The sequence below is a fragment of the Promicromonospora iranensis genome (assembly GCF_028994775.1).
Classification (GTDB): Bacteria; Actinomycetota; Actinomycetes; order Actinomycetales; family Cellulomonadaceae; genus Promicromonospora; species Promicromonospora iranensis_A.
Window position 1 is genome coordinate 88850 of the sequence record NZ_JAJQMN010000010.1, and the last position, 25524, is coordinate 114373.

The window sequence follows — 25524 nt, forward strand, 5'->3', positions numbered from 1 at the left end:
TTGCTGTGGTCGGAGCTGCTGTGGTCGGAGGAGTGCGGTGAGTGCACGGCTGGTGAAGTGGGCTGCTGAGGAGCTGGCCGGCGCCGGGGTCGCGTCGCCCCGGGCCGACGCCGAGGTGCTGCTGGCGCACGCGCTCGGCGTGGACCGGGGGGAGCTGCGGCGACTGGTCGTGCTGGGCCGCGAGGTGCCCGACGACGTGGCTGCCGTCTTCTCCGGGCTCGTCGCCCGCCGAGCCGCCCGGGAGCCCCTGCAGCACCTGACCGGGGTCGCGGCGTTCCGGCACCTCGAGCTCGCGGTGGGCCCAGGGGTCTTCGTGCCCCGGCCCGAGACCGAGGAGGTGGCGCAGGCGGCCATCGACGAGGCGGCCAAGGTCGTCGGCGAGCGGGAGAGCGCCGTCGTCGTCGACCTGTGCACGGGCAGCGGGGCGATCGCGCTGGCCGTCGCCACCGAGGTGCCCGGTACGCAGGTGCACGCCGTCGAGCTCGCCAAGGACGCGCACGCCTGGGCGGAGCGCAACGTCGACGCCATGAGTGCCGCGGCGGCGGCGGCAGCGGGCATCGAGACAGGCGGCACGCCGGAGCGGATCGTGCGGCTCGTCAAGGGCGACGCCCGCACCGCGCTGTACGGCATCGACGGCCTGGCCGACGTCGTCGTCTCGAACCCGCCGTACGTGCCCTCGGACGCCGTGCCCGTGGACCCCGAGGTCGCCGAGCACGACCCGGCCGTCGCGCTGTACGGTCTCGGTCCCGACGGGCTGGAGGTGCCGCGGGGCATCACGGCCGCCGCCGCGCGGCTGCTGCGACCCGGCGGGCTGTACGTCATGGAGCACGCGGAGGTCCAGGCGGAGGCGGCGCGCGACATGGTCGCGGCGTCGCGTGACGCCGACGGGCGGCCCACGTTCGGGGAGCCCGAGACCCGCAAGGACCTGACGGGCCGGCCTCGTATGGTGCTCGCGCGCCGGCTGGGCCCGGGGCGGAACGCCGGGCACGGGCGATGAGGGCATCACCCGGGGCCCGGATCGTGAAAGACTGTTGCGCGTGAGTGTGCCTGTACAGCCCGTGCTCGACGCCACCGACCCGCAGACCTGGGGCCCAGCGATCGACGAGGCAGTGAATGCGATCTCCCGTGGCGGGCTCGTGGTCCTGCCCACCGACACCGTGTACGGCATCGGTGCCGACGCGTTCGACGAGGCCGCGGTAGCCGCGCTCCTCGCGGCCAAGGGGCGCGGCCGGCAGATGCCGCCGCCGGTCCTGGTGGGTGAGGTGGCGACCCTCGACGGCCTGGCCACAGACGTGCCCGACGAGGCCCGCAAGCTCGTCGAGGCGTTCTGGCCGGGCGGTTTCACGATCATCCTGCGCGCGCAGCCGTCGCTGCAGTGGGACCTCGGTGACACCGGCGGCACCGTCGCCCTGCGGATGCCGGACCACCCCGCGGCGCTCGCCCTGCTCAAGCGCACCGGCCCGCTGGCCGTCTCCAGCGCGAACAAGTCGGGCAGCCCGGCCGCGCAGGACGTGGCGGACGCCGAGCGTCAGCTCGGCGACTCGGTGGCCGTCTACCTCGACGGTGGCGAGGCGCCGGGCGGCGTCGCCTCCACCATCGTGGACGCGACGGGTCCGACGCTGCGCGTCGTCCGCGAGGGCGCCGTGTCGCTCGAGGCGCTGCGCGAGGTGGCCGACGTCGAAGGAACCCGGACGTCGCCCGAGGACGACCCGAGCGATCTCCCGGCCGGTGCCGCGGAGGACGACGAGTGAGGGTGTACCTGCTCCTGATGCTCGTGGCCGCCGCGGTCACGTTCCTGACCACGCCGTTCGCCCGCTGGGTGGCGCTCAAGACCTCGGCGATCTCCGCCGTCCGGGCGCGCGACGTGCACTCGGTGCCGACGCCGCGCCTCGGTGGGCTGGCGATGCTGATCGGCATCATCGTGCCGGTCCTGCTGGCCTCCCAGATGCCGTTCCTGTCCGGCGTGTTCAGGGATCCCCAGGCGTGGGGCATCGTGGGCGGGGCCGCCATCGTGTGCGCGCTCGGCTGGGCCGACGACAAGTGGGACCTCGACTGGATCACGAAGCTCGCCGGCCAGGTGCTGGCCGCCGGCTTCATGGCGCTGCAGGGCGTCCAGCTCATCACGATGCCGATCGCGGGCGTGACCATCACGTCGTCGCGCATGTCGCTCGTGGTGACCGTGCTGATCATCGTGATCGCGATGAACGCCGTGAACTTCGTGGACGGCCTCGACGGGCTGGCCGCCGGCATCGTCGCCATCGGCGGCACCGCGTTCTTCCTCTACACCTACGGGCTCACCCAGCAGGTGTCGGCGGACAACTACGCCAGCCTCGCGTCGCTCATGCTCGCCGTGATGGTGGGCGTGTGCGTCGGGTTCCTGCCCCACAACTTCCATCCCGCGCACATCTTCATGGGGGACGCCGGGTCGATGCTGATCGGGCTCGTGATGGCGGGCGCCGCGATCAGCGTGACCGGCAACATCCCGCCGGGCGTCATGTCCGGCGCCCAGGCCCTGCCCGCGTTCATCCCGCTGCTGCTGCCGGTCGCGGTGCTCATGCTGCCGCTGCTCGACATGGGCCTGGCGGTGATCCGGCGGCTGGCCGCCGGCAAGTCGCCCATGGCCCCCGACCGCATGCACCTGCACCACCGCATGCTCGCCCTCGGCCACTCCCACCGCCGTGCCGTGGTGATCCTGTACGTGTGGACCGCCGTGTTCGCCTTCAGCGCCGCGGCGCTCGTGCAGTGGGACTGGGAGATCGTGCTGATCTGGACCACCGTGTTCGTCGTGCTCGCGCTGCTGGCCACCCTGGGCCCGCTGCGGCACCGCGGCCGCTTCCTGGACGACGACGTCGCCGCGCTCTCCGGCCAGACACCGAGGGTCCCCGCCACGGTCGGGGCCGGTGTGGCGGAGCCGCGCGTCGTCCCGCAGGGCGCCCGCCCGAGCGCTGCTCACCTGAGCTCTGCGCCCAAGACCAAGGAGACCATCGAATGACCGAGCAGAACCCGACCGCGCCGCAGCCTGCCGGCGAGAGCTTTGCCGCCGAGCGTGCCGTGCTGCGCGTCGCCGGGCGGGACGGCCTCCTGCTGGTGGCCGGCCTGGCGGTCCTGGGCTCGATCGCCGGCTACCTGCTCGCCGGCCTGCCTGGCGTGTGGGGAGCCCTGGTCGGCGCCGCTCTCGCAGGGTTGTTCTGCGGGGGCACCGTCCTGTCCATGCTGTTCGCGGTGGGCAAGGGCCCGACGGCCACCGGTGCGATCGTGATGGGCGGCTGGCTCATCAAGATCGCCGTGCTGATCGGCGTGCTGGCGGCGCTGGCCGGACTCGACTTCTACGACCGCTGGACGCTCATGGCGGTGGTGCTGGTCGGCGCCGTCGGCTCGGCGCTGCTTGACTATCGTGCGGTCAAGAGCGGCCAGGTCCCGTACGTCCGACCCGACGCAGAGGCCTGACCCGTCCCGGTGTCCTGGTGCGGTACGCGCGCCAGGTTGCGCATTACGTCACAAGGGGCTGTGTTATGCGGTTCCACGGCCAAAACCACGTGGGATATAGGTTAGGCTTACGCCGAATCCATGACGGCCAGGCCCGATGGCGCGCCCGTTCCGCCACTTGCGGAGAACGCGCGCAGGGCCTAATGACCACCTGGGAGTCCTCCTGTCCACGCATGCGACGTCCGTAATCCTCGCCGCCACCGAAGGCCACGAGGGTGAGGGCGGCTTCCACACGCCGTCGATCTCCGACTTCTTCCCGTCGGCCATCCTCTTCGAGGGCACGATCTTCCAGATCGACCGCCTCTGGATCATCCGAATCATCGCCACCCTGGTGCTGCTGTCGATCTTCGTGATCGCCGCCCGCCGGGCGAAGGTGGTACCGGGTCGGTTCCAGGCAGGCGTCGAGTTCCTGCTGAGCTTCGTCCGGGTCCAGATCGGTGAGGAGATCATGGGCAAGGAGCGCTCTCGTCGCTTCGTGCCCATGCTCACCACCATCTTCCTGAGCATCCTGGCTTTTAACCTCACGGGTGTGATCCCGGGCCTGAACCTCGCCGGTACCTCGCGAATCGGGCTGCCGCTGGTCCTCGCGCTCTGGGTGTTCGTCACCTACTGGGCGGTCGGCATCCGGAAGCACGGGCTGGGCGGTTATCTCAGGGCGAACCTCTTCCCGCCCGGGGTACCGTGGCCGATCTACTTCATCCTGACGCCGATCGAGCTGCTGCAGCTCCTCATCATCCGGCCGGGCTCGCTGATGGTCCGACTGGTGGCCAACATGGTCGCCGGCCACATCATCCTCGTGCTCTGCTTCGCTGCTACGCAGTTCTTCGTCGTGGACTCGGCAGGCACCGGGCTGATGATCTTCGGAGCGCTCACGCTCCCGGCCGGCATCTTCATGACCCTGTTCGAGGTTCTGGTCGCCTTCCTGCAGGCGTACATCTTCGCCCTGCTGGCCGCGGCCTACATCAACATGTCGCTGGAGGAGGAGCACTGAGACTGCTCCCTTCTCCTGGCGGCGCTGCATAGCTTCACCTGGAAAACCCGCGACGGGCGCACCAGCGCCTCCGCACACCATGCGACGCCGAACCGACCGGTCCGGCGCCCAACGGAAGGAAGACGCAAGTGGACGTCATCACTCTCGCCGAGGTCAGCGGCAACGTGAACACGCTCGGGTACGGCCTCGCCACGCTCGGCCCGGGTATCGGCCTCGGTATCCTCATCGGCAAGACGATCGAGGGCATGGCTCGCCAGCCCGAGGTCGCCGGCCAGCTCCGCGCCACCATGTTCCTCGGTGTCGCGTTCGTGGAGGTGCTCGCACTGCTCGGGCTCGTCGCCGGCTTCCTGTTCCAGTGATGGTGGCGCACTCGAGCGCCGCCCGAGCAGCGGCGCCAGCAGAAGAGCCGCAGGGTATCGAGCTGTTCCTGCCCGCCGGATACGACATCTTCTGGTCGGCGGTGGTCATGGCGATCATCGCGGCGGTGTTCTACAAGCTGGTCCTGCCCCGCATGAACGCCGTCCTGGACGAGCGCGCCAGCCTCATCGAGGGTGGCATCGCGAAGGCCGAGGAGGCGCAGAAGCAGGCTGACGAGGCGCTGGCTCAGCAGCAGCAGCTGCTCGCCGAGGCGCGTGCGGACGCCGCTCAGGTCCGTGAGGAGGCGCGTGCCGAGGGCACCGCCATCATCAAGGACCTCAAGGTCAAGGCGAGCGAGGAGGCGGCGCGCATCACCGAGACCGCCCGTCGCCAGATCGAGGCCGACCGTCAGGCCGCTTCGGTGTCCCTGCGCACAGAGGTCGGCGCGCTCGCGACCGACCTGGCGTCGAAGATCGTGGGCGAGTCCCTCGAGGACTCGGCTCGGCAGTCGCGCGTGGTTGACCGCTTCCTCGACGAGCTCGAGGCAAGCCAGGCCGTGGCAAGCAACAAGGAGGCGTGATGCGGGGATCGAGCGGGGCATCGCTGACGGCGGCGCAGGAGCGCTTCGAGCCGGTGCTGCGCGCCGCAGGTACGGACGCTCTGGCCCTGGGTGAGCAGCTGCTCACCCTGGTGTCGGCGCTGGACGACTCCGCTGCGCTGCGCCGCTCGCTCGCCGACCCCTCGCGCGAGGGTGAGGCCAAGGCCGGCCTGGTGGCCGACCTGCTGAGCGGTTTCGACGAGCGTGTGGTCGACCTGGTCTCCGGCCTGGTCCGGTCCCGCTGGGCGAGCGACGCGGACCTGGCCGACGCCGTCGAGCGTCTCGGTGTGGACGCCGTCCTGGCGTCCGCCGAGGCGCGCGGGTCGCTCGAGACCGTGGAGGACGAGCTCTTCCGGGTCAGCCGAGGGCTCGACGGTCAGCGCGAGGCCAAGCAGGTTCTCTCGGACGCCTCGACGGCTCCCGAGCGCCGTGTGGCGCTCGTGGACTCGCTGGTGGGCGGCAAGGTAGACGTGGTGACGCAGCGTCTGGCGCAGCGGGCGACGTCCGCACTGCGGGGCCGTCGCTTCGTGCAGACGATCGGGTGGTTCGGCGACGTCGCTGCAGAGCGTCGCAAGCGTCTTGTCGCCGCAGTGACGAGCGCGACAGTGCTCACGCGCGAGCAGGAGCAGCGCCTCGGTGCGCTGCTCGAGCGTTCGTACGGGAAGCCTGTGCAGCTGAACGTCACCGTGGACCCGGCAATCGTCGGGGGCATGCGCATCCAGGTCGGCGCGGACGTCGTCGACTCCACCGTCCTGTCGCGCCTTGCGGACGCATCGCGTCGGCTGGCCGGCTGAACACGTGAACATGAACCTTCCGCCGCGGCTTTCGCGGCCACGACAGGAGAAGAGCAATGGCTGAGCTGACGATCCGGCCGGACGAGGTCCGGGCCGCACTGGACAGCTTCGTGAAGTCCTACGAGCCCCAGGAAGCGGTCGCCGAGGAGGTGGGCCGCGTCGCGTACGCAGCGGACGGCATCGCCCGCGTCGAGGGCCTCCCGGGTGTGATGGCCAACGAGCTGCTGCGCTTCGAGGACGGCACGCTCGGACTCGCGCAGAACCTGGACGTCCGCGAGATCGGTGTGGTCGTCCTCGGCGAGTTCACCGGCATCGAGGAGGGCCAGGAGGTCCGCCGTACCGGTGAGGTGCTGTCGGTCCCCGTGGGCGAGGGTTACCTCGGCCGTGTGGTCGACCCGCTGGGTACCCCCATCGACGGCCTCGGTGCTATCGAGACGGAGGGCACCCGTGCCCTTGAGCTGCAGGCGCCCGGCGTCATGCAGCGCAAGTCGGTGCACGAGCCGCTGCAGACCGGCATCAAGGCGATCGACTCGATGATCCCGATCGGCCGTGGTCAGCGTCAGCTGATCATCGGTGACCGCCAGACGGGCAAGACGGCGATCGCGGTCGACACGATCATCAACCAGAAGGCGAACTGGGAGACCGGGGACCCGAAGCAGCAGGTGCGCTGCATCTACGTCGCCATCGGCCAGAAGGGTTCGACCATCGCCGCCGTGCGTGGCGCCCTCGAGGAGGCCGGTGCGCTCGAGTACACGACGATCGTCGCGGCTCCGGCGTCCGACCCGGCAGGCTTCAAGTACCTCGCGCCGTACACCGGCTCGGCCATCGGCCAGCACTGGATGTACCAGGGCAAGCACGTCCTGGTCATCTTCGACGACCTGTCGAAGCAGGCCGAGGCCTACCGTGCCGTGTCGCTGCTGCTGCGCCGCCCGCCGGGCCGCGAGGCCTACCCGGGTGACGTCTTCTACCTGCACTCCCGTCTGCTCGAGCGTTGTGCGAAGCTCTCGGACGAGCTGGGCGCGGGCTCGATGACCGGTCTGCCGATCATCGAGACGAAGGCGAACGACGTCTCGGCGTACATCCCGACGAACGTCATCTCCATCACGGACGGCCAGATCTTCCTGCAGTCCGATCTGTTCAACGCCGACCAGCGTCCCGCCGTGGACGTCGGTATCTCGGTCTCCCGAGTCGGTGGTGACGCGCAGATCAAGGCCATGAAGAAGGTCTCCGGCACGCTCAAGCTGGAGCTGGCGCAGTTCCGCTCGCTCGAGGCGTTCGCGATGTTCGCGTCCGACCTCGACGCGGCGTCCCGCGCGCAGCTGCAGCGCGGTGCCGTCCTGACGGAGCTGCTCAAGCAGCCCCAGTACTCGCCGTTCGCGGTCGAGGACCAGGTCGCGTCCGTGTGGGCCGGTACCAAGGGCAAGCTCGACGACGTCGCGGTCGAGGACGTCAAGCGGTTCGAGTCCGAGCTGCTGGACCACCTGCGCCGCAAGACCGACGTCCTGGAGACGATCCTCAAGTCCGGCAAGCTGGAGTCCGACACGGAGGAGGCGCTGAGCGCCGCCGTGGACGACTTCCGGGCGGGCTTCCAGAAGAGCGACGGCACGCCGCTCGTCGGTGGCAGCACCGAGGACGGCCCCGTCGACGTCGAGCAGGCGCAGATCGTCGTCAAGAAGAAGGCCTGACCCGTGGCCGGTGGAGCTCAGCGCATCTACAAGGCGCGGATCAAGTCGACGCAGTCGCTGAAGAAGATCTTCCGCGCGCGTGAGCTGATCGCCGCTTCCCGCATCGGCAAGGCTCGCGCGGCGGCAGCGGCGGCGGCGCCGTACGCACAGGCGATCACCCGTGCGGTGTCGGCTGTCGCGTCGCACACGGACATCGACCACCCGCTCACGCAGGAGGAGGGCGGCAACCGCGCAGCGGTGCTCGTCGTCTCCTCCGACGCGGGCATGGCCGGCTCCTACCCGATGGCGATCGTCCGTGAGGCCGAGAAGCTTGTCGGGCAGCTGACGGCCGAGGGCAAGGAGGTCGTGCTCTACGTGGCTGGCCGCCGCGCGGTCGCGTACTACACGTTCCGTGGGCGGGAGATCGCCAAGAGCTGGTCGTACGGTTCGGAGAAGCCGACGCCCGAGGCGGCGCAGGACATCGCCGAGACGCTCCTCGAGGTGTTCCTCGCGGAGGAGTCCGACGGCGGTGTCAGCGAGATGCACGTGGTCTCCACGCTGTTCGTCAACATGGTGACGCAGCGGGCCCGGGTGGTGCGCATGCTGCCGCTCGAGGTGGTCGAGGGCGTGTCCGAGGCCGACGAGCACGAGGCCCTGCCGCTCTACGACTTCGAGCCGTCGCCCGAGGCCGTGCTGGACGAGCTGCTCCCGCGGTACGTGCAGCAGCGCATCTACGCGATGCTGCTCGACGCCGCCGCGTCCGAGCTCGCCGCGCGTCAGCGGGCCATGCACACGGCGACCGAGAACGCCGAGGACCTGATCCGCACGTACACCCGACTGGCCAACCAGGCACGTCAGGCGGACATCACCCAGGAGATCAGCGAGATCGTCTCCGGTGCCGACGCCCTGGCGTCCTGAACCGACCGAAAAGACTCCCCGCCGGAGGACCCTCCGGCCCACCGAAGCGAGGCAAGTATGACCGCCACCACCGTGGAACCCACGGTCGAGCACACGAGCGGCTCCGGCACCGGCCGGGTCGCTCGGGTGATCGGACCCGTCGTGGACATCGAGTTTCCCGATGACGCGATCCCTGAGATCTACAACGCGCTGACCGTCGAGATCGACCTGTCCGGCAAGGGCGAGAACAAGTCCGTGCTGACGCTCGAGGTCGAGCAGCACCTGGGTGACTCCCTGGTGCGCGCCATCGCCCTGAAGCCGACCGACGGCCTGGTCCGCGGCGCCGTGGTGACCGACACGGGCGAGCCCATCAGCGTGCCCGTCGGTGACATCACCAAGGGCAGGGTCTTCAACGTGACCGGCGACGTCCTGAACCTCGCCGAGGGCGAGAAGTTCGAGGTCACCGAGCGCTGGCCGATCCACCGCAAGGCTCCGGCCTTCGACCAGCTCGAGTCGAAGACCACGATGTTCGAGACGGGCATCAAGTCCATCGACCTGCTCACCCCGTATGTCCAGGGTGGCAAGATCGGTCTCTTCGGTGGTGCGGGCGTCGGCAAGACGGTCCTCATCCAGGAGATGATCCAGCGTGTCGCCCAGGACCACGGTGGTGTGTCCGTGTTCGCCGGTGTCGGCGAGCGCACCCGTGAGGGCAACGACCTGATCGCCGAGATGGACGAGGCGGGTGTCTTCGACAAGACGGCCCTCGTCTTCGGCCAGATGGACGAGCCGCCGGGCACGCGTCTGCGCGTCGCCCTGTCGGCCCTGACGATGGCGGAGTACTTCCGTGACGTGCAGCAGCAGGACGTGCTGCTCTTCATCGACAACATCTTCCGCTTCACGCAGGCCGGTTCCGAGGTCTCCACGCTGCTCGGCCGTATGCCGTCCGCCGTGGGTTACCAGCCGAACCTGGCCGACGAGATGGGCCTCCTCCAGGAGCGCATCACCTCGACGCGCGGTCACTCCATCACGTCGCTCCAGGCCATCTACGTGCCCGCTGACGACTACACCGACCCGGCCCCGGCGACGACGTTCGCCCACCTGGACGCCACGACCGAGCTCTCCCGAGAGATCGCGTCGAAGGGTCTGTACCCGGCGATCGACCCGCTGGCCTCGACGTCCCGCATCCTCGACCCGCGCTACGTGGGCCAGGAGCACTACGACGTGGCGACCCGCGTGAAGTCGATCCTGCAGCGCAACAAGGAGCTGCAGGACATCATCGCGATCCTCGGTGTGGACGAGCTCTCGGAAGAGGACAAGACGGTCGTCGCGCGTGCGCGCCGCATCGAGCAGTTCCTCTCCCAGAACACGTACATGGCCGAGAAGTTCACGGGTGTGGTGGGCTCGACGGTGCCTCTGTCGGAGACCATCGAGGCATTCAAGAAGATCGCCGACGGTGAGTTCGACCACATCGCCGAGCAGGCCTTCTACAACATCGGTGGACTTGAGATGCTCGAGGAGAACTGGGCACGGATCCAGAAGGAGTACGGGGCCTGACGCCTCGGACACCTCCCCCCCGTGCGTGATGCCGCCCCGCTGGGCATGCCAGAATCAGGCAACCCGGCAGGGGCGGCATCACGCCCGCTACATCGGAAGGAGCTCTCGTGGCAGAGCTGAGCGTGGACCTCGTGTCCCGGGACCGTAAGGTCTGGAGCGGTGCGGCGACCCAGGTGAGCGCGCCGTCCGCGGACGGCCAGATCGGCATCCTGGCGAACCACACGCCGCTGCTGGCTGTGCTTCGCCCCGGCGTGATCAAGGTCGACACGGCTTCGGGTCCGGCCGTCGAGGCGCAGGTCACCGGCGGTTTCGTGTCCGTTGACAACAACCTCGTCACCCTTGTGGTCGACGAGATCTCCCTGGTCTGAGGGAGAGCGCGAGTGCCGGGCGTCATCTGGATCGCGATAGCGGTGCTCGGCGCGCTCGCGCTTGTGCTCGCGGCGGGTATCTCCCGACTGCGGACACTCTCTCGCAGAGTGGGTTCGTTCAACTGCAATGCCCGGCCGACCGGTAACCCCGAGGGTTCCTGGACGCCGGGCATCGCCCAGTACGCGGTGGGCCGGATCGAGTGGTGGCGGTGCTGGTCGCTGTCACCCCGTCCGGCCCGCACGTGGTACCGGGAGCGGCTGGTCGTCACCGGCCGCACCCCGCTGGACCCGGACGAGCGTGGTCAGGGTGACCACTACCTCGTCCAGTGCCGGTACGACGGGCTCGACTTCGAGCTCGATCTCGCCGCCGGCGACTACTTCGGCCTCGCCTCCTGGCTCGAGGCCGCCCCTCCCGGACGACAGGATCTGGTTCTCTGATGCGGCTGGTCGTGGCCGACTGCTCCGCCCTCTACACGGGCCGCCTGACCGCGATGCTCCCGCCGGCTACCCGGCTGCTCGTGGTCAAGGCTGACGGAAGCGTGCTGATTCACTCCGACGGCGGCTCGTACAAGCCGCTGAACTGGATGAGCCCGCCGTGCACGCTCGCCGTGCGCGCGCCGTCCGAGGAGGCCGCCGCGCGCGGCGTCACCGAGGTGTGGACGGTGCAGCACGCCAAGTCGGACGACCGGCTCGAGGTCGAGCTGTTCACGGTGCACCACGACTCCGCGCACGATCTGGGCATCGACCCCGGCCTCGTGAAGGACGGCGTCGAGGCGCACCTGCAGGAGCTGCTCGCCGAGCAGATCGCCCTGCTGGGCGCCGGGCACACCCTGGTTCGCCGTGAGTACCCCACCGCCATCGGCCCCGTGGACATCCTCGCGCGGGACGGCTCGGGCTCCACGGTCGCCGTGGAGATCAAGCGCCGCGGCGACATCGACGGCGTCGAGCAGCTCACGCGGTACCTCGAGCTGCTGAACCGCGACCCGATGCTGGCACCCGTCCGCGGCGTGTACGCCGCCCAGGAGATCAAGCCGCAGGCTCGCGTGCTGGCCAAGGACCGCGGCATCGCGACGCTCCTGCTCGACTACGACGCGATGCGCGGCGTGGACGACCCGGAGTCCCGCCTCTTCTGACTCCGACGTCGCTGGTCGAGCTTGTCGAGACCGGTCCCGACAAGCTCGACCGACGGCGACCGACGGCGAGCAGTGCGGGCTACAGCGGCGTCACCGACCACGCGGCGTCGGGTGCCTCCCGGACGACGGCGTACCCGCCGGCGGGCAGCACGATGCCGTCGTCCGTCGGGGCGTCCGTGACGAGATCGTGGCCCGGACCGGCTACCCGGACCGGCCGGTCGCCGTGGTGCAGCAGGAAGAGGTACGTGGCCTCCGCGCCGCGACGGCGGATCGCCTCGACCCCGGTGCCGGCCGCCTCGGGGACCACGGCACGTACGTCGTGCTCCGCGAGCAGCGCCCCCACGAACCCGTCCCACGACTCCTGGACCATCCGCGTCGAGACGTACGTCGCGGCGCCGTCCCCGACACGGCGGCGCGTGACGGCCGGCAGGCCGGCGAGGGGCCCCTGGGCGTACGTGGCGACGACCTTCGCCTGGGGCGGGTCCATCCGCTCGGTCCACTGCTCGACGACGGACCCGTCGCTGAGCTCCTGCGTCTCGTCCGGTGCGAGGGGAAGATGCTCGGTGACCCGGACGCCCAGCAGGTCACGGAGCCGGCCGGGGTAGCCGCCGGGGACCACTCGCTGGTGCTCGTCCGCGACGCCGGTGAACCGCCCGACGACGAGGTGCCCACCGGACTCGACGTACCGGGTCAGCCACGCCACGGTGTCGGCGTCCAGTGCCATCAGGGTCGGCACGAACAGCACCCGGTAGCGGCCGACGTCGGCGCCCGGGCGCGCGAAGTCGGCGGCGACCCCGGCGCGCCACAGGGCGCGGTGCGTCGCACGGACCTCGGTCGTGTAGTCGAGGTCGTCGTTCGGCAGGTGCGGCGTCTGGAGCGACCACCGGCCGTTGGCGTCCCACAGGATCGCGACGTCGGCCTCGACGACCGGCCCGTCCTGGGGCGGCTCCGCGATCTCCTGGAGCCGTCCGAGGAGCGCGCCCAGCTCGGCGACGCCCTCGTAGGTGCGGCTCTGCGGACCCGCGTGCGGCACCATCGCGCTGTGCCACGTCTCCGAGCCGCCGGCCGATGCCCGCCACTGGAAGAACAGTGCGCCCTGGGAACCCCGGGCGACGTAGCCCAGGGAGTTGCGGATCATCCGGTCGGGGTCCTTGAACGACTGCCGCGCACCGACCCGGATACCGGACGCGCTCTGCTCCATGAGCAACCACGGGCCGTCACCCCACGCACGGGTCAGGTCGGCGCCGTACGCGACCTGGGCCTCGCCGTCCGGGCCGGGTGTGTCGAGATAGTGGTCGACGGAGGCGAGGTCCAGCTGTTCGCTCCAGTCCCACTGGTTGAGGTGGTCCCAGGTCGGCTGCATGAAGTTCGTCGTGACCGGTGCCGTCGAGCCGGCCGTGCGGATCTCGTCCCGCTGCTCGGTGCACGCCGCGAGCATCTCGTCGGAGCAGAACCGCTTGAAGTCCACGGCGTGGGCCGGGTTGGCCAGGTACTGCGTGGTGCGCGGCGGCAGGATCTCTTCCCAGTCGTCGTACCGCTGGGACCAGAACGCCGTGTACCAGGCGTCGTTGAGCGCCTCGAGCGAGGCGTACCGCCCCTGGAGCCAGCGGCGGAAGGCAGCCGCGGCGTGCGGGCCGTGGTCGATGGTGCCGTACTCGTTGTGCACGTGCCAGCCCCGCAGGTGCGGGTGGTCGCCGTACCGCTCGGCGAGGAACCGCGCGACGCGGCGTGCTGCCTGGCGGTAGGCGGGTGCGCTGATCGCGTACGTGTCGCGCGAGCCGTGGGAGACGTACGTCCCGTCGGCCCGCACCGGCAGGGCGTCCGGGTGCGCCCGGGTGAACCACGGCGGCGGGGACGCGGTGGGCGTCGCGAGGAAGAACCCGATGCCGTTCGTGTCGAGGAGCGCGACGACGTCGTCCAGCCAGCCCGGCTCGAACTCTCCTTCGCGCGGCTCGAGCGCGGCCCACGAGAAGACCCCGATGGTCACGGTGTTCACGCCTGCCCGGCGCATCAGCGCCATGTCCTCGGCCCAGACCTCGCGCGGCCACTGCTCGGGGTTGTAGTCGCCGCCGAAGAGCAGGCGGTCGGGTACGAAGGGAACCGTCATGGGTCGTCCTCGGGTCGGTGGTGGGTGGGACAGTCGAGCGAAGGGTGGGCGGCGGCTGCGGTCACCGGCCGAGCTCACCGGCCGAGCTCACCGGCCCAGTGGGCCCGGTCGGGCAGGGCGGCGTCGAGCTCGGGCCAGATGTCGTCCGGCACGTCGGCGTCGGCCCAGGCCGTGACCTGGGTGAGCTGGGCGACGCTCGACACCCCGACGATCGTCCCCGCGACCCTCGGGTCACGGTTTCCCGCGCGCAGCGCCAGCGCGCCCACGGGAAGCCCCGCCGCACGAGCGACCGCGCGGATCCTCAGGACGGCGTCCCGCTGGACGGGGTCGACGTCGCGGTAGTGGTAGCTGCGCACGGGTCCGTCGTCGTCGGCGAGGGCGCCGCCGCCGAACGGGGCGGCGTTGAGGACGCCCACGCCTCGGTCGGCGCAGTCGTCGAGCAGGGTCTCGGCCGACCGGTCCAGGAGCGTGAGGCGGTTGTGCGTCACGACCGCCTCGAACTCGCCGGTGGCGACGTACTGCCGCAGCAGCCCGATCGGTCCGCCGGCCACCCCGAGGTGGTCGATCACGCCCGCATCACGCAGCCCGAGCAGGGCGCGGACGGGTCCGTCGGGCGCCATGGCGTCGGCGAACGCCATGCGTTCCGGGTCGTGGAAGTGCACCAGTGGCAGCCGGTCGAGGCCCAGGCGGTCGAGGGACTCGGCGACCGACGCGCGGACGCGGGCTCCCGAGAAGTCGCCGGTACCGGGCACGGGATCGACCTTGGTGAACACCTGCACGGCACCGTCCTCCGCGACACCCGCTGTGCCGCCCGCCGTGGCGCCCAGGCCCGCGAGGGCAGAGCCGATGAACGCCTCGGCCTCGCCGTACTCGTTGCTGGTGTCCCACGTGCTCCATCCCGACGCGGCGGCGGCGTGCAGCACGGTGGTGGCACCTGCGGCGTCGAGCCGGCGTCCGATACCGGACGTTCCCAGGACCACGGCGGGAACGCGCAGGCCGGTGGCTCCCAGCACGTGCTCGGTGAACGCGGCGCTCATCCCTTCAGCCCTCCGCTGATCAGGTCCAGGCGCCAGTAGCGCTGCAGCACGAGCATCATCGCGACGAGCGGGATGATCGCCACCGCCGACCCGATGATCGCCAGGGTGTAGAGAGACGGCGTCCCGGAGCCCTTGGACAGCAGCGTGTACAGGCCGACGGTGAGCGGGTACATCCGTTCGTCCGACAGCATGATGAACGGCAGCAGGAAGTTGTTCCAGATGCCCACGAACTGCAGCAGGAAGATCGTCACCATGCCGGGCACCATCATCGGCAGGGCGACGGAGACGAAGACGCGCGTGTCGTTCGCGCCGTCGATGCGCGCCGCCTCCATCGTCTCGGTCGGCACGGCCGAGACGGCGTAGACCCGGGCCAGGAAGATGCCGAACGGCGAGATGAGGCACGGCAGCAGCACCGACCAGTACGTGCCGGCCAGGCCGATCTTCGACATCAGCAGGTACTGCGGGATGGCCAGCGTGATGCCCGGCAGCAGCACGCCGCCGAGGATCGCGTAGAACACGACCTGGCGTCCCGGGAAGTCGTACTTGGCCAGCGCGTAGCCGGCCATCGTCGAGACGAGGGTGCACGCGACCGCGCCCACACCCGCGAAGACGAGGCTGTTGAGCGCCCACTGCGCGTACTGGCCGTCGCCGTACGCGAACAGGTCGCCCAGGTTCTCGACCAGCCCGCTGCCGGGCAGGAAGGTGAAGGTCGAGAAGAGCTCGGAGCTGGACTTGGTCGAGGCGACCAGCACCCAGACCACGGGGACGAGGCAGTACAGGGCGCCGAGCACCAGGACCACGGTCGGCAGGATCGCGCCACGCGGTCGAGGGCGGGGGCGGTCGGCGACGAGGCGCCGGCCGCCCGCGGGGCGGGACATGGTGGCGGTGCTCATCAGGACTCTCCGAACGAACGCTTCTGCGTCAGGCGCAGCAGGATGACCGACACGACGAGCGTGCCGAGAGCGAGGGCGACCGACGACGCGGCGGCGAGCGACAGGTTGTCCCGGGTGAAGGCGTCGCGGTAGATCATCATCAGCGGCACCCAGGTCTGGGAGATCTCGCTCGTCATCGGCCGGAGCGTCGTGGGCTCGCCGTACACCTGGAGCGTGCCGATGAGGGCGAACAGCCCGGTCAGGACCAGCGCCGGCGCGACCAGCGGGATCTTGATCCGGTAGGCGATGTCCCACTCGCTCGCACCGTCGAGTCGTGCCGCCTCGTACACGTCCGCGGGGATACCGCGCAGCGAGGTGTACAGGATGATCATGTTGAAGCCGACCCCACCCCAGACCGCGATGTTGGCGACTGCCGGGAAGAGCATGCCGCCGTGCAGCACGTCGACGCCGTCGAGCCCCACCCGCTCGAGGATCCAGTTGCCCGGGCTCGTCGAGGGCAGGTAGAGGAAGCCCCACAGGAGCGTGGCCACGACGCCCGGCACCGCGTACGGGATGAAGATCGCGGTGCGGGCGAACCGGGCGCCCCGCACCCGCGGCAGGTCGAGCAGCAGGGCGAAGGTCAGCGCGAGCCCCAGGGTGAGGGGGACCGCGATGATGCCGTAGATCGCGAGGCGGCCCAGCCCCGCGAGGAGCTCGGGAGCGGTGAACGCCGCGACGTAGTTGTCCAGCCCCACCCAGGTCTCCTGGCGGACGCCGAACGGGCCGCCGCCCGCCATGCGCATCCCGCGGAAGCTCAGGTAGAGCGCGTAGCAGATCGGGATCGCGAGGAAGGCGATGAACAGGACCCCTGCGGGCAGGAGGAAGAGGTACGGGGCTGCCCAACGGCGGCGCGCACGGCGGTACGCGAGCGAGGGCGGGTCGGTGACGGCGCTCATGGCGGGCTGCTCCTTCGCAGGCCGGGTGCCGGCGTTGCCGCCGGCCCGGGGTGTTACTTCTGGGTGACCTCGAAGCCGGTGGTCCTCATGTCCTCGACGACCTCGTCCTCGGTCGTGGTCAGGACGTCGCGCAGGGGCGCGCCGTCCGTGACCGCCGTCGACATGGCGTCCTGGAACGCGCTCGACGCGACGTTGACGTTGGGTCCCCAGCTGATCTCCGGGATCGTGGTCCGCGTGATCTCCGCGGCGGTCTCCCAGTAGTCCTCCTGCTGCGGCATGAGCAGGGGCGGGTCGCTCTCCAGGGTCAGCTCCTGGCCGGCGAGCGAGGCAGGGTACTGGCCCTGCTCGATCTGGGCCGCGGAGGCCTCGTCGGCGGTGCCCATCCACCGGGCGAACTCGGCGGCGGCCTCCGCGTGCTCGGTGGACGTCGTCACCACGACGGCGGATCCGCCCTGGAAACCGACCGCGGGGTCGCCCTCCTCCCACTGCGGGAGCGGGGCCATCGCCCAGTCGCCCGCGCTCTCCTCGGCGATGCCGTAGAGCACGCCGGCGGCCCAGAGGCCCGCGGGCCACGAGAGCACCTCGCCCTGGTTGACCTTCGCGTTCCACTCGGGAGTGAGCAAGGGCTCGGCCAGCACCAGGTCGCGGTCGATGAGGTCCTGCCAGTAGTCGGCCACCGCGACGGACGCGTCGTCGTCGAAGTCGACCGTCCAGGTGTCGCCGTCGACCGACCACCACTCCGCGCCTGCCTGCTGCGCGTACCCGGCGAACCCGCCGAACTCGGCCGGGGCGAAGGTGGTGATGTAGGAGTCGGGGTCGGCCTCGTGGACCGTCTCCGCCGCCTCGGCGAACTCCTCCCAGGTGGTCGGGACCTCGATGCCGAGCTCGTCGAACCGGGCCTTGTTGTAGGTCAGGGCCTGGGGGCCCGCGTCCTGCGGCACCCCGTAGGTGGCGCCGTCGAAGGTGACCTGGCTCCACACGCCGGGGGCGAACTCCTCCTCGAGCCCGTCGGCGTGCTCGGAGATGTCGGCGGCGACCCCGGCCACGATCATCGCCGGCAGGGTGTTGTACTCGACGATCGCGACGTCAGGAGCGTTGCCCGCACGGGTGGCGGTCACCAGCTTGGCCGACGAGTCGGTCCCGCCACCGGCGTCGGTCCGCTTCACCTGGATGTCCGGGTGGGCGGCGTTCCAGGCGTCCACCATGGGCTGTTGCGCCGTGCCCCACGCCCAGTAGTCGAGGGTGATGGGGCCGTCGGGGCCGGCATCGTCGCCTCCGGAGCCGGTGCCGGACGAGCAGGCGGCGAGCGCGAGGGCGACTGCTGAGAGCGTGGCCATGGCCGGGACAGTCCTACGCATCATTCACATCTTCCTTGACGTGCGGTGAAGGCTCTCGCAGCTGCGCGAAGCGCTTCGATGAATAGGTAGCATCATTGCCAGGCGAAAACAGGGCTGTCAAGGCCCGTCCCACCAGGAGGCTCCTGCTTTCGGGCAGCTTCCGGCCGGATATGACAGCCGGGGCCGAGGCTCAGTGCGTCGAAGCGGTTGCGCGTCGATGACGCCCCGGACGTGTCCTCGGGCAGGTCAGACCGCCGGACGGGACGGCGACCGGCCCCTGTCGGGACCCTGGCAGGATGTCCGCATGACTGATTCCGGTGCTCTCGTGGTGCGTGGTCGTCTGGTCCGGCCCTCCTCGGTGGTGGACGACGGCGTCGTCGTCGCCTCGGGTGGCCGGGTCACGTTCGCCGGCTCGGTGTCCGACGCCCTGGCGACCGGCTACGGCCCCGCCGTCGAGACCGTGCCGCCCGCTCCCGAGACGTACGTGCTGCCCGGGCTCGTGGACCTGCACAACCACGGTGGGGGCGGCGTCTCGTTCCCGGACGTCACCACTGCCGACGAGGCGCTGGCGGGTGTGCTCGAGCACCGCCGTCACGGCACGACCGCCCTGCTCGCGTCGCTCGTGACGGCCCGGCCCGAGGTGCTGCTGAAGCGTGCCGCGGTGCTGGCCGAGCTCGCGGTGGCCGGCGAGATCGAGGGCCTGCACGTCGAGGGGCCGTTCCTGTCGCACCGCCGCCGGGGCGCACACAACCCGGCTGACCTGCAAGAAGGCAGCAGCGAGCTGGTGCGGGACCTGGCCGAGGCGGCCCGCGGGTTCCTCCGCACCATGACCGTCGCGCCCGAGGTGCCCGGCGTGACCGGTCCCGGTGGTGTCGCCGAGGCGCTGGTCGACGTCGGCGCGCTGCCCTCCCTGGGGCACACCGACGGCAGCACCGAGCAGGCGGAGGCGCTGATCGCGCAGGTGACGGACGCCCTGGCCGCCGCGGGCAGTGCACTCGGGCCGATGACGGCCACGCACCTGTTCAACGGGATGCGTCCGCTGCACCACCGCCGGCCGGGCCCCATCGCCGCATGCCTGGCGGCCGCGGCCCGTGGTGCCATGGTCGTCGAGCTCATCGGCGACGGCGTGCACCTCGACGCCGCGACGGTCCGCTCGGTGTTCGACATGGTGGGCGCCGACCAGGTGGCCCTGGTGACCGATGCGATGGCGGCGGCCGGCATGGCCGACGGCCGTTACGAGCTGGGCCCCATGTCGGTGCAGGTGCTCGACGGCGTCGCCCGCGTGGTGCCGGAGGCGGACCCGTCCGGCGCCCCGGCGGAGGGGGCGATCGCGGGGGGCACCGCGCACCTGATCGACGTCGTGCGCTGTGCCGTGGCCGCGGGCGTCCCCCTGCCCGACGCCGTGCGGTCCGCCACCGCCGTGCCTGCTCGGGTCCTGGGGCTGACCGGCGAGGTCGGCAGCCTGGAGCCCGGTGCCCGCGCCGACGTCCTCGTGACGGACGCGACCCTGCGCCCGCTCCGCGTCCTGCGCCACGGACTCGACGTAGCCCGCCCCTGACCGGTCCGGATGGGTGGGCGCCACGCGCGTTGATGTCGTGGTCGCCGTCGCGTAACCGACCGCTGTTAACGTGCCGGGCATGACGGTTCCCGTGTTCCAGCCCGGCCAGACGGTAGTGCGCCGCGAGATCATGCGGGGCGAACCGTGGATCGCGATCCCGCAGGTGTGCGTCCAGGACGACGGCGACCTGCTCGTCACCTACACCCCTGGCGGCACCCCGATGGTGTACCCGGAGACGGGCACGTTCCCGGTGGGGGAGCACCCGTGGAAGCTCTCGGGCAGCACGCACTGGCGCGGCCACGGCCGGCTCGAGCTGCACTGGGCCGGGGTGGAGCACTCCCTCTTCCTGTTCTGGGCCGGGCCCCAGCGTGCCTTCCAGGGTTGGTACTTCAACCTCGAGGACGCGCCCCGCCGCACCCCCATGGGGTTCGACACGCTCGACCACGAGCTGGACGTCTGGTGGGGCGCCGACGCCGAGACCTACGAGTTCAAGGACGTGCCCGAGTTCGAGGAGACCGGGCCGGCACGCTATCCGGGCCGCATGGACCAGATCCGTGCCGAGGGCGACCGGATCGCCCGCCTGCTCGACGCCGGCGAGCTCTGGTGGGACAAGGCCTGGGCCGACTGGACGCCCGACCCGGCGTGGCAGCCTCGCGAGATCCCCGCAGGCTGGGCGAGCGTGCCGTTCGAGACACGCTGACCTCGACGTACCGGCGGGCAGACCATCCGGTGGCCGGTGGGGTAATACCGGTGGCTCAGCCGACGCAGGGCGCTACGGTCGGACCGTGCCTTCTACCTCGCCGCTCCCCAGGCCCGTCCCCGACCCCACCGCCCGCACCGCACCCGGCTCGGCCCGACCGGCCCGTGAGTGGCCCCTGGCCACCGACCGCCTCAGCCTCCGTCCGGTGGTCGCCGCCGACGCCGAGGCGTTTCTCGGCTGGCGCTCGCGCCCCGACGTCGTGCAGTTCATGTACCAGCCCCCGTGGGACCGGCCGACGGCGGAGACGAAGCTCCGCACCTGGTCGAACGCGCCGTTCGAGGAGGTGGGCGACGTTCTGGTGCTGGCGATCGAGGTCGACGGCGCCGTCGTCGGCGAGGCGATGCTCAAGTGGGCACCGGGCCCACGCCAGGCCGAGCTCGGCTACGGCCTGCACCCCGACGTGACCGGGCGCGGCCTCGCGACCGAGGCCGCCCGCGCCACCCTGGAGCTCGCCTTCACCAGGTACGGCTTCCACCGGGTGTACGCGCGGATCGACGAGGAGAACCTCGCCTCGGTCCGCGTGGCCGAGCGGCTCGGCATGCGCCGCGAGGCGCACCTCCTGGAGAACGACCTGCGTGACGGCGTCTGGTCCAACGAGGTGATCTACGCGCTCCTCGACCGCGAGCTCCCGTAGCCCGCGGTCGAGGTGGCCTCAACCGACGGTGAGCTCGGCCCGCACCCGGAGGTCTCCGGCCGACGGCCCGGACGCCACCGTGTAGGTGCCGGGCTGCAGCACCATGGCGCCGTCGTGCCGGACGGCGAGCGCACCCAGGTCCAGCGGGACCGGCACCTCGGCGAGTGCGCCCGGCGTCAGCCGGACCCGGGCGTACCCGAGCAGCTGCCGCGCCGCCGCGGGCACCGGCAGGTCGGGTGACAGGCCGTGGACCGCGACGAGCTCGTCCACAGGCCGGTCCCCGGAGTTGTGCACGGTGACGACCGCGGTGGTGCCGCCGTCCTGCACCAGCCGCAGACCCTCGTACCCGACGGTCGTGTAGCTCAGCCCGTGCCCGAACCAATAGGCGGGCTCGTCCGCCAGGTGCCGGTAGGTGACACCCTGGCGGGCGACGTCGTAGTCGAACAGGTCGCCGGCCTGGGCCTCGGTCGCCGGCCAGGTCTGCGCGAGCCGTCCGTAGGGCTCCGCGTCCCCGGACAGTACGTCGACCAGCCCGTTCCCGACCTCCTGCCCGCCGTGCGAGGCCCAGACGAGCGCCCCGGGCGTGCCCCCGGCGCCGGGCAGCCCTGGTCCGAGCACGTACGGGTAGGACGAGGTCAGCACCAGCACGGCCGCCGGGCAGGCCTCGCGGGCCACGCGCCAGGTCTCGGCCATCGAGGCGGGCAGCTCGAGGCTGGTCCGGTCCTCGGTCTCGCGTCCGCCCAGGTGGGGGTCGTTGCCGGCCGCCACGAGCACGACGTCGGCGCCCGTCGCCGCCCGCGTGATCTCCGCGTGCCCCGACGCGACCGTGCGCCACGTGAACCGCTCGGCGTCCGCCAGGCGGGTGCCGTCCGCAGCCAGCAGTCCGGATCCGCGCTGCACCCGCACCCATCGTCCGCTCGCCACGTGGTGCAACGACCAGGTGCCGTCGGCGTGATGGTGCCGCCGGAACGACTCCTGCACCACCCAGCCGCCGACACGTTCGGCGTCGGCTCGCAGGATCCAGCCCGCACCCGTCAGGAGGCGGCCCGAGGCCACCGAGCCGAACGTGAGCAGGCCGTCGCCCCAGTCGGTGACGTCGAGGTGGGTCTCCTTGCCCGCGTCGGACGCCGAGACCGTCACCTCGCCCTCGGCGGTGACCGTCACGTACCTGCCCGTCGATGCCGCGTGCAGGGCCACCCGGTCCGACCCGTCGGCGACCTCCACGACGGCGTCGGGGTACCGGTCGGCGACCGCGCGAGCGAGGGAGACCGTGTACGGCGGGGTGCCGGAGTACCAGTCGGTCAGCACCCGGTCGGCCAGCGGGCCGACGACGGTGATGCGCTCGGGCGCCCGGAGCGGCAGCGTCCCGTCGTTGTGCAGCAGCACCACGGACTTCGCCGCCGCCTCGCGGGCCAGCACGCGGTGCTCGGGCAGATCGATGGCCTCGGGCCCGATGGTCGCGTACGGGTCCGCGGCCCCGTCGAGCTCGCCCGTACGGAGCCGCAGCTCGAGCATGCGCAGGGCCGCGGTGTCGACGTCGTCCTGCGACAGCAGGCCGGCGGCCAGGGCCTCGCGGAGGCGGTCCAGCGTGACGGAGGCGTCGGCGTCGTTGTCCGTGAACGAGTCCAGGCCGGCCCGCACGGCCGCCGCGTGCGACTCGGCGTGGGAGGCGAAGGCCCGCTGGACGGAGACCAGGAACGTGGGCGCGCCCGCGTCGGACACGACGGCCACCGACCCCGGGGCCCAGGACCGCAGCTCGGCCAGGAGGTCGCCGGAGGTATGGGCCGGAACCCCGTTGACCAGGTTGTACGAGGGCATGACCGCCCCTGCCACCCCTGCCTCGATCGGGCCACGGTAGGCGGGCAGCTCGTACTCGTGCAGCGTGCGCTCGGACAGGTTCGACGACGTCGCCGAGCGATCCGTCTCGTTGCCGTACCCGAGGAAGTGCTTCAGGGCCGGCACCGTCTTCCAGACCGTCGGGTGGTCCCCGCGCAGGCCGCGGCAGTACGCCGTCGCGAGCTGGGACACGAGGCGGGGCTCCTCGCTGTACCCCTCCTCGCCGCGGCCCCAGGCCGGGTGCCGCAGCGGGTTCACGACGGGTGCCCAGACGTTCAGCGAGACCGCCGGGTCCTCGGCGTGCTTGGCCCGCAGCTCGGTGGCGACCAGGTCGCCGAGCCGGCGGAGCAGGTCGACGTCCCACGTCGCGCCCAGCCCGACCGGCTGGGGCAGTACGGTCGCGCGGCCGAGCCACGCGACGCCGTGCAGCGCTTCCGCGCCGGTGTGGAAAGCTGCCAGGCCCAGCCGTTCGATCGGGGGCTGGTGCTGGTGCAGCAGGCTCAGACGCTCCTCAGGGGTGAGGCGGTCCAGGAGGTCACGGGCCCGGTCGGCGAGTGGCGCCGCGGGGTCACGGAAGAGGGGCTGGGTCTCGTGTGGCACGTCGTCCTCGAAACGGTTCAATGATCCGGCGCTCGCCGTTCCGCGGCCGCGCCGGTGCGGTCAGGGTGGAGGATACGCCACACGAACGGCCTGGATGCTGGGAAGCCACGCCCCAACAGCACGATCGGGTTAAAGAACTGGACAAATGATTGCTTCCTCTCGCGGCCTTGCCCTACTGTTCTGGCATCGACGGAGGTCGAAGCGCTTCGACGTTGATTCGCTTCCTCTTCGCCGGGTCCGGGCACACTGACGTGCCGCGCTGTCCACGAAGGAGTGAAAGCCATGACAGCACCTCTGCTGACCGGTCGGCTCGACCGGCGGTCGTTCCTCGGTTTTCTTGCGGTCGGCGCCGGTGTCGTCGGCGTCCCGTCCCTGCTCACCGGCTGTACCACCACGGGTGGCGGGCCTGCCGTCGAACCGGGGACCGTGACCGCGTCGAACCTGCCCACCTACGTGCCCATCGAGTACGTGAAGCCGGACTTCCCGAGCGTCAACGGCTCCACCGCGGGCTACGCCAGCATTCCCGAGGAGCTCGTCACCGCATTCGAGACCCCGCCGGGGGCCGGCGGCACCTACACGGCGATGACGCCGCTGTGGAGCACCATCCCGTCCACGCGGGGCAACGAGTACTTCGACGCGGTGAACGAGGCACTCGGGACGACCGTCGAGTTCCAGATCTCGGACGGGAACACCTACGGCGACAAGCTCGCCGCCGTCCTCGCGTCCGCCAAGGACGTCCCCGACTGGGTGTCCGTGCCCACCTGGAACATCCCGCCGCGGTTCGGTCAGGCCGTCGACGCCCTGTTCCAGGACCTCACGCCCTTCCTGGCGGGCGACAAGGTGAAGAAGTACAAGAACCTCGCCAACCTCCCGACCGACGCGTGGCGGTTCGGTGTGTTCAACGACAAGCTCTACGCGCTGCCGTTCCCCGGCGACGTCATCAACAACGCGATCTTCCACCGGGCGGACATCTTCGCCGAGCTGGGCATCGACGCCGCGCCGACCACGGCCGACGAGCTGCTCGAGCTGGCCAAGGAGGTCACCGACCCGGGCAAGAAGCGCTGGGGCGCGAACGACATGTGGGTCGCGGCGAACATCATGTTCGCGGTGCCGCCGTCGGACCGCTGGAGGCTGGACGACGCGGGCAAGCTGATCCACCGCATCGAGACCGAGGAGTACCGGGCGGCGCTGGACTGGCAGATCAAGCTGTACAAGTCGGGTGCCGTGCACCCCGACGCCGTGGCCGACCGGCCCGAGGCCGCGAAGCCGAACTTCGAGTCCGGCGCGGTCCTCATCACCACCGACGGTGTGGGCGGCTGGCACGAGGCGCTGGGTCGGATGCAGACGACGAACCCGGACTACGACCAGCGTCCGTTCCCGTTCTTCGCGGCCGACGGCGGCGAGCCCGCGCTGTGGAAGGGGAGCCCGGTCAACATCTTCTCGTTCCTCAAGAAGACCGACGACACGGCGCGGATCGAGGAGCTGCTCGCCGTCGCTGACTTCCTGGCCTCGCCCTTCGGCACCGAGGAGTTCCAGCTCATCAACTACGGCGTGGAGGGCACGCACTACACCCTCGACGAGGACGGCCTGCCCGTGCCGACCGACCGGGCGGCCACGGAGGTCGCGCAGTCGTACATCTTCCTGGTGGACCCGCCGGTGGTGAACGCCAAGGTGCAGTACCCCGGTTTCGTCGAGGCGTTCTGCACCTGGCAGGCCGAGGCCGCCCAGTACCTGGTCGAGGACCTGTTCTACGGCATGCAGATCACCGAGCCCGCCCAGTACGCCTCGCTCAAGACCCCGTTCGAGGACCTCGAGAAGGACATCGCGCGCGGGCGCAAGTCCATGGCCGACCTCGACGACGCGGTGGCCACGTGGACCAGCTCCGGCGGTGAGGAGCTGCGCGCTTTCTACCAGGAAATCCTGGACAAGAAGTGAGCGTCGCGAGCTCCACGCCGAGTACCGAGGAGGCCCCCGGCGCCGCGGAC

At 71.1% G+C, this 25524-nt stretch carries 24 protein-coding genes; 18 read left to right on the top strand and 6 right to left on the bottom strand.

The annotated features are described in order from the left end of the window. The first annotated feature begins 37 nt into the window (after positions 1-37). The 14 genes from prmC to nucS all read left to right on the top strand — a co-directional run bounded on the left by prmC (position 38) and on the right by nucS (position 11842). Positions 38-997: a peptide chain release factor N(5)-glutamine methyltransferase gene (gene prmC / locus LUU90_RS19205; RefSeq protein WP_275005395.1), complete on the top strand. Its 960-nt coding sequence runs from the start codon at positions 38-40 to the stop codon at positions 995-997. Between the two features lie 46 nt (positions 998-1043). After that, positions 1044-1751: an L-threonylcarbamoyladenylate synthase gene (locus tag LUU90_RS19210; RefSeq protein ID WP_425596267.1), complete on the top strand. Its 708-nt coding sequence runs from the start codon at positions 1044-1046 to the stop codon at positions 1749-1751. After that, positions 1748-2992, top strand: coding sequence for an MraY family glycosyltransferase (locus tag LUU90_RS19215; protein ID WP_275005397.1), 1245 nt, complete (start codon positions 1748-1750; stop codon positions 2990-2992). Before LUU90_RS19210 ends, LUU90_RS19215 begins: the two co-directional genes overlap by 4 nt. Beyond that, positions 2989-3447: a hypothetical protein gene (locus LUU90_RS19220; protein ID WP_275005399.1), complete on the top strand. Its 459-nt coding sequence runs from the start codon at positions 2989-2991 to the stop codon at positions 3445-3447. The genes LUU90_RS19215 and LUU90_RS19220 overlap by 4 nt, the downstream gene beginning before the upstream one ends. A 157-nt stretch (positions 3448-3604) precedes the next feature. After that, positions 3605-4477 carry a F0F1 ATP synthase subunit A gene (atpB, locus tag LUU90_RS19225; protein WP_275005400.1) on the top strand — a complete coding sequence of 291 codons (873 nt, stop codon included), beginning with the start codon at positions 3605-3607 and terminating at the stop codon, positions 4475-4477. A 128-nt stretch (positions 4478-4605) separates the two neighbouring features. Beyond that, on the top strand, positions 4606-4836 hold the full coding sequence (locus LUU90_RS19230; RefSeq protein ID WP_275005402.1) for an ATP synthase F0 subunit C: 231 nt from the start codon (positions 4606-4608) through the stop codon (positions 4834-4836). After that, a complete protein-coding gene (locus LUU90_RS19235) occupies positions 4836-5414 on the top strand; it encodes a F0F1 ATP synthase subunit B (RefSeq protein ID WP_275005403.1) in 579 nt (192 codons plus the stop codon). The genes LUU90_RS19230 and LUU90_RS19235 overlap by 1 nt, the downstream gene beginning before the upstream one ends. Next, on the top strand, positions 5414-6226 hold the full coding sequence (locus tag LUU90_RS19240) for a F0F1 ATP synthase subunit delta (protein WP_275005404.1): 813 nt from the start codon (positions 5414-5416) through the stop codon (positions 6224-6226). The genes LUU90_RS19235 and LUU90_RS19240 overlap by 1 nt, the downstream gene beginning before the upstream one ends. A 56-nt stretch (positions 6227-6282) precedes the next feature. Then, positions 6283-7911, top strand: coding sequence for a F0F1 ATP synthase subunit alpha (gene atpA, locus LUU90_RS19245; RefSeq protein ID WP_275005406.1), 1629 nt, complete (start codon positions 6283-6285; stop codon positions 7909-7911). 3 nt (positions 7912-7914) lie between these two features. Continuing rightward, complete coding sequence (locus LUU90_RS19250; RefSeq protein ID WP_275005407.1) at positions 7915-8808, top strand: F0F1 ATP synthase subunit gamma; 894 nt, start codon at positions 7915-7917, stop codon at positions 8806-8808. Between the two features lie 57 nt (positions 8809-8865). Beyond that, entirely contained in the window at positions 8866-10341 is a 1476-nt protein-coding gene (gene atpD / locus LUU90_RS19255) for a F0F1 ATP synthase subunit beta (RefSeq protein WP_275005410.1), read from the top strand. 107 nt (positions 10342-10448) lie between these two features. Next, positions 10449-10709: a F0F1 ATP synthase subunit epsilon gene (locus LUU90_RS19260; protein WP_275005412.1), complete on the top strand. Its 261-nt coding sequence runs from the start codon at positions 10449-10451 to the stop codon at positions 10707-10709. A gap of 12 nt (positions 10710-10721) precedes the next feature. Continuing rightward, positions 10722-11147 carry a DUF2550 domain-containing protein gene (locus tag LUU90_RS19265; RefSeq protein ID WP_275005414.1) on the top strand — a complete coding sequence of 142 codons (426 nt, stop codon included), beginning with the start codon at positions 10722-10724 and terminating at the stop codon, positions 11145-11147. Then, positions 11147-11842, top strand: a complete 696-nt coding sequence (gene nucS, locus LUU90_RS19270) for an endonuclease NucS (protein WP_275005415.1) — start codon at positions 11147-11149, stop codon at positions 11840-11842. Before LUU90_RS19265 ends, nucS begins: the two co-directional genes overlap by 1 nt. 79 nt (positions 11843-11921) lie before the next feature. Here nucS and LUU90_RS19275 read toward each other — a convergent pair whose 3' ends face one another. From LUU90_RS19275 to LUU90_RS19295, 5 genes are all read right to left on the bottom strand, one after another. Continuing rightward, positions 11922-13949 carry a beta-galactosidase gene (locus tag LUU90_RS19275; protein WP_275005417.1) on the bottom strand — a complete coding sequence of 676 codons (2028 nt, stop codon included), beginning with the start codon at positions 13947-13949 and terminating at the stop codon, positions 11922-11924. A gap of 74 nt (positions 13950-14023) precedes the next feature. Next, positions 14024-14986, bottom strand: a complete 963-nt coding sequence (locus LUU90_RS19280; protein ID WP_275005418.1) for an aldo/keto reductase — start codon at positions 14984-14986, stop codon at positions 14024-14026. Then, the gene (locus LUU90_RS19285; RefSeq protein ID WP_275005420.1) at positions 14983-15879 is read right to left on the bottom strand and encodes a carbohydrate ABC transporter permease; all 897 of its coding nucleotides are present in this window, start codon (positions 15877-15879) and stop codon (positions 14983-14985) included. Before LUU90_RS19285 ends, LUU90_RS19280 begins: the two co-directional genes overlap by 4 nt. Then, positions 15879-16814: a carbohydrate ABC transporter permease gene (locus LUU90_RS19290; RefSeq protein ID WP_275005422.1), complete on the bottom strand. Its 936-nt coding sequence runs from the start codon at positions 16812-16814 to the stop codon at positions 15879-15881. The genes LUU90_RS19285 and LUU90_RS19290 overlap by 1 nt, the downstream gene beginning before the upstream one ends. Before the next feature lie 53 nt (positions 16815-16867). Further along, positions 16868-18175, bottom strand: a complete 1308-nt coding sequence (locus tag LUU90_RS19295; protein ID WP_275005424.1) for an ABC transporter substrate-binding protein — start codon at positions 18173-18175, stop codon at positions 16868-16870. Positions 18176-18455: 280 nt separating this feature from the next. On the opposite strand from LUU90_RS19295, the gene LUU90_RS19300 reads away from it, so the two are divergent. The 3 genes from LUU90_RS19300 to LUU90_RS19310 all read left to right on the top strand — a co-directional run bounded on the left by LUU90_RS19300 (position 18456) and on the right by LUU90_RS19310 (position 21103). After that, complete coding sequence (locus tag LUU90_RS19300; protein ID WP_275005425.1) at positions 18456-19709, top strand: N-acetylglucosamine-6-phosphate deacetylase; 1254 nt, start codon at positions 18456-18458, stop codon at positions 19707-19709. Positions 19710-19788: 79 nt separating this feature from the next. Next, entirely contained in the window at positions 19789-20409 is a 621-nt protein-coding gene (locus LUU90_RS19305; protein WP_275005427.1) for a DUF402 domain-containing protein, read from the top strand. A gap of 85 nt (positions 20410-20494) precedes the next feature. Next, complete coding sequence (locus tag LUU90_RS19310) at positions 20495-21103, top strand: GNAT family N-acetyltransferase (protein WP_275005428.1); 609 nt, start codon at positions 20495-20497, stop codon at positions 21101-21103. Positions 21104-21121: 18 nt separating this feature from the next. Here the strand turns inward: LUU90_RS19310 and LUU90_RS19315 are convergent, their stop codons facing one another. After that, a complete protein-coding gene (locus tag LUU90_RS19315) occupies positions 21122-23539 on the bottom strand; it encodes a glycoside hydrolase family 3 C-terminal domain-containing protein (RefSeq protein WP_275005430.1) in 2418 nt (805 codons plus the stop codon). A 282-nt stretch (positions 23540-23821) separates the two neighbouring features. Here LUU90_RS19315 and LUU90_RS19320 point away from each other — a divergent pair, with 282 nt between their 5' ends. Beyond that, a complete protein-coding gene (locus LUU90_RS19320) occupies positions 23822-25474 on the top strand; it encodes an extracellular solute-binding protein (protein ID WP_275005431.1) in 1653 nt (550 codons plus the stop codon). Positions 25475-25524 lie beyond the last annotated feature (50 nt).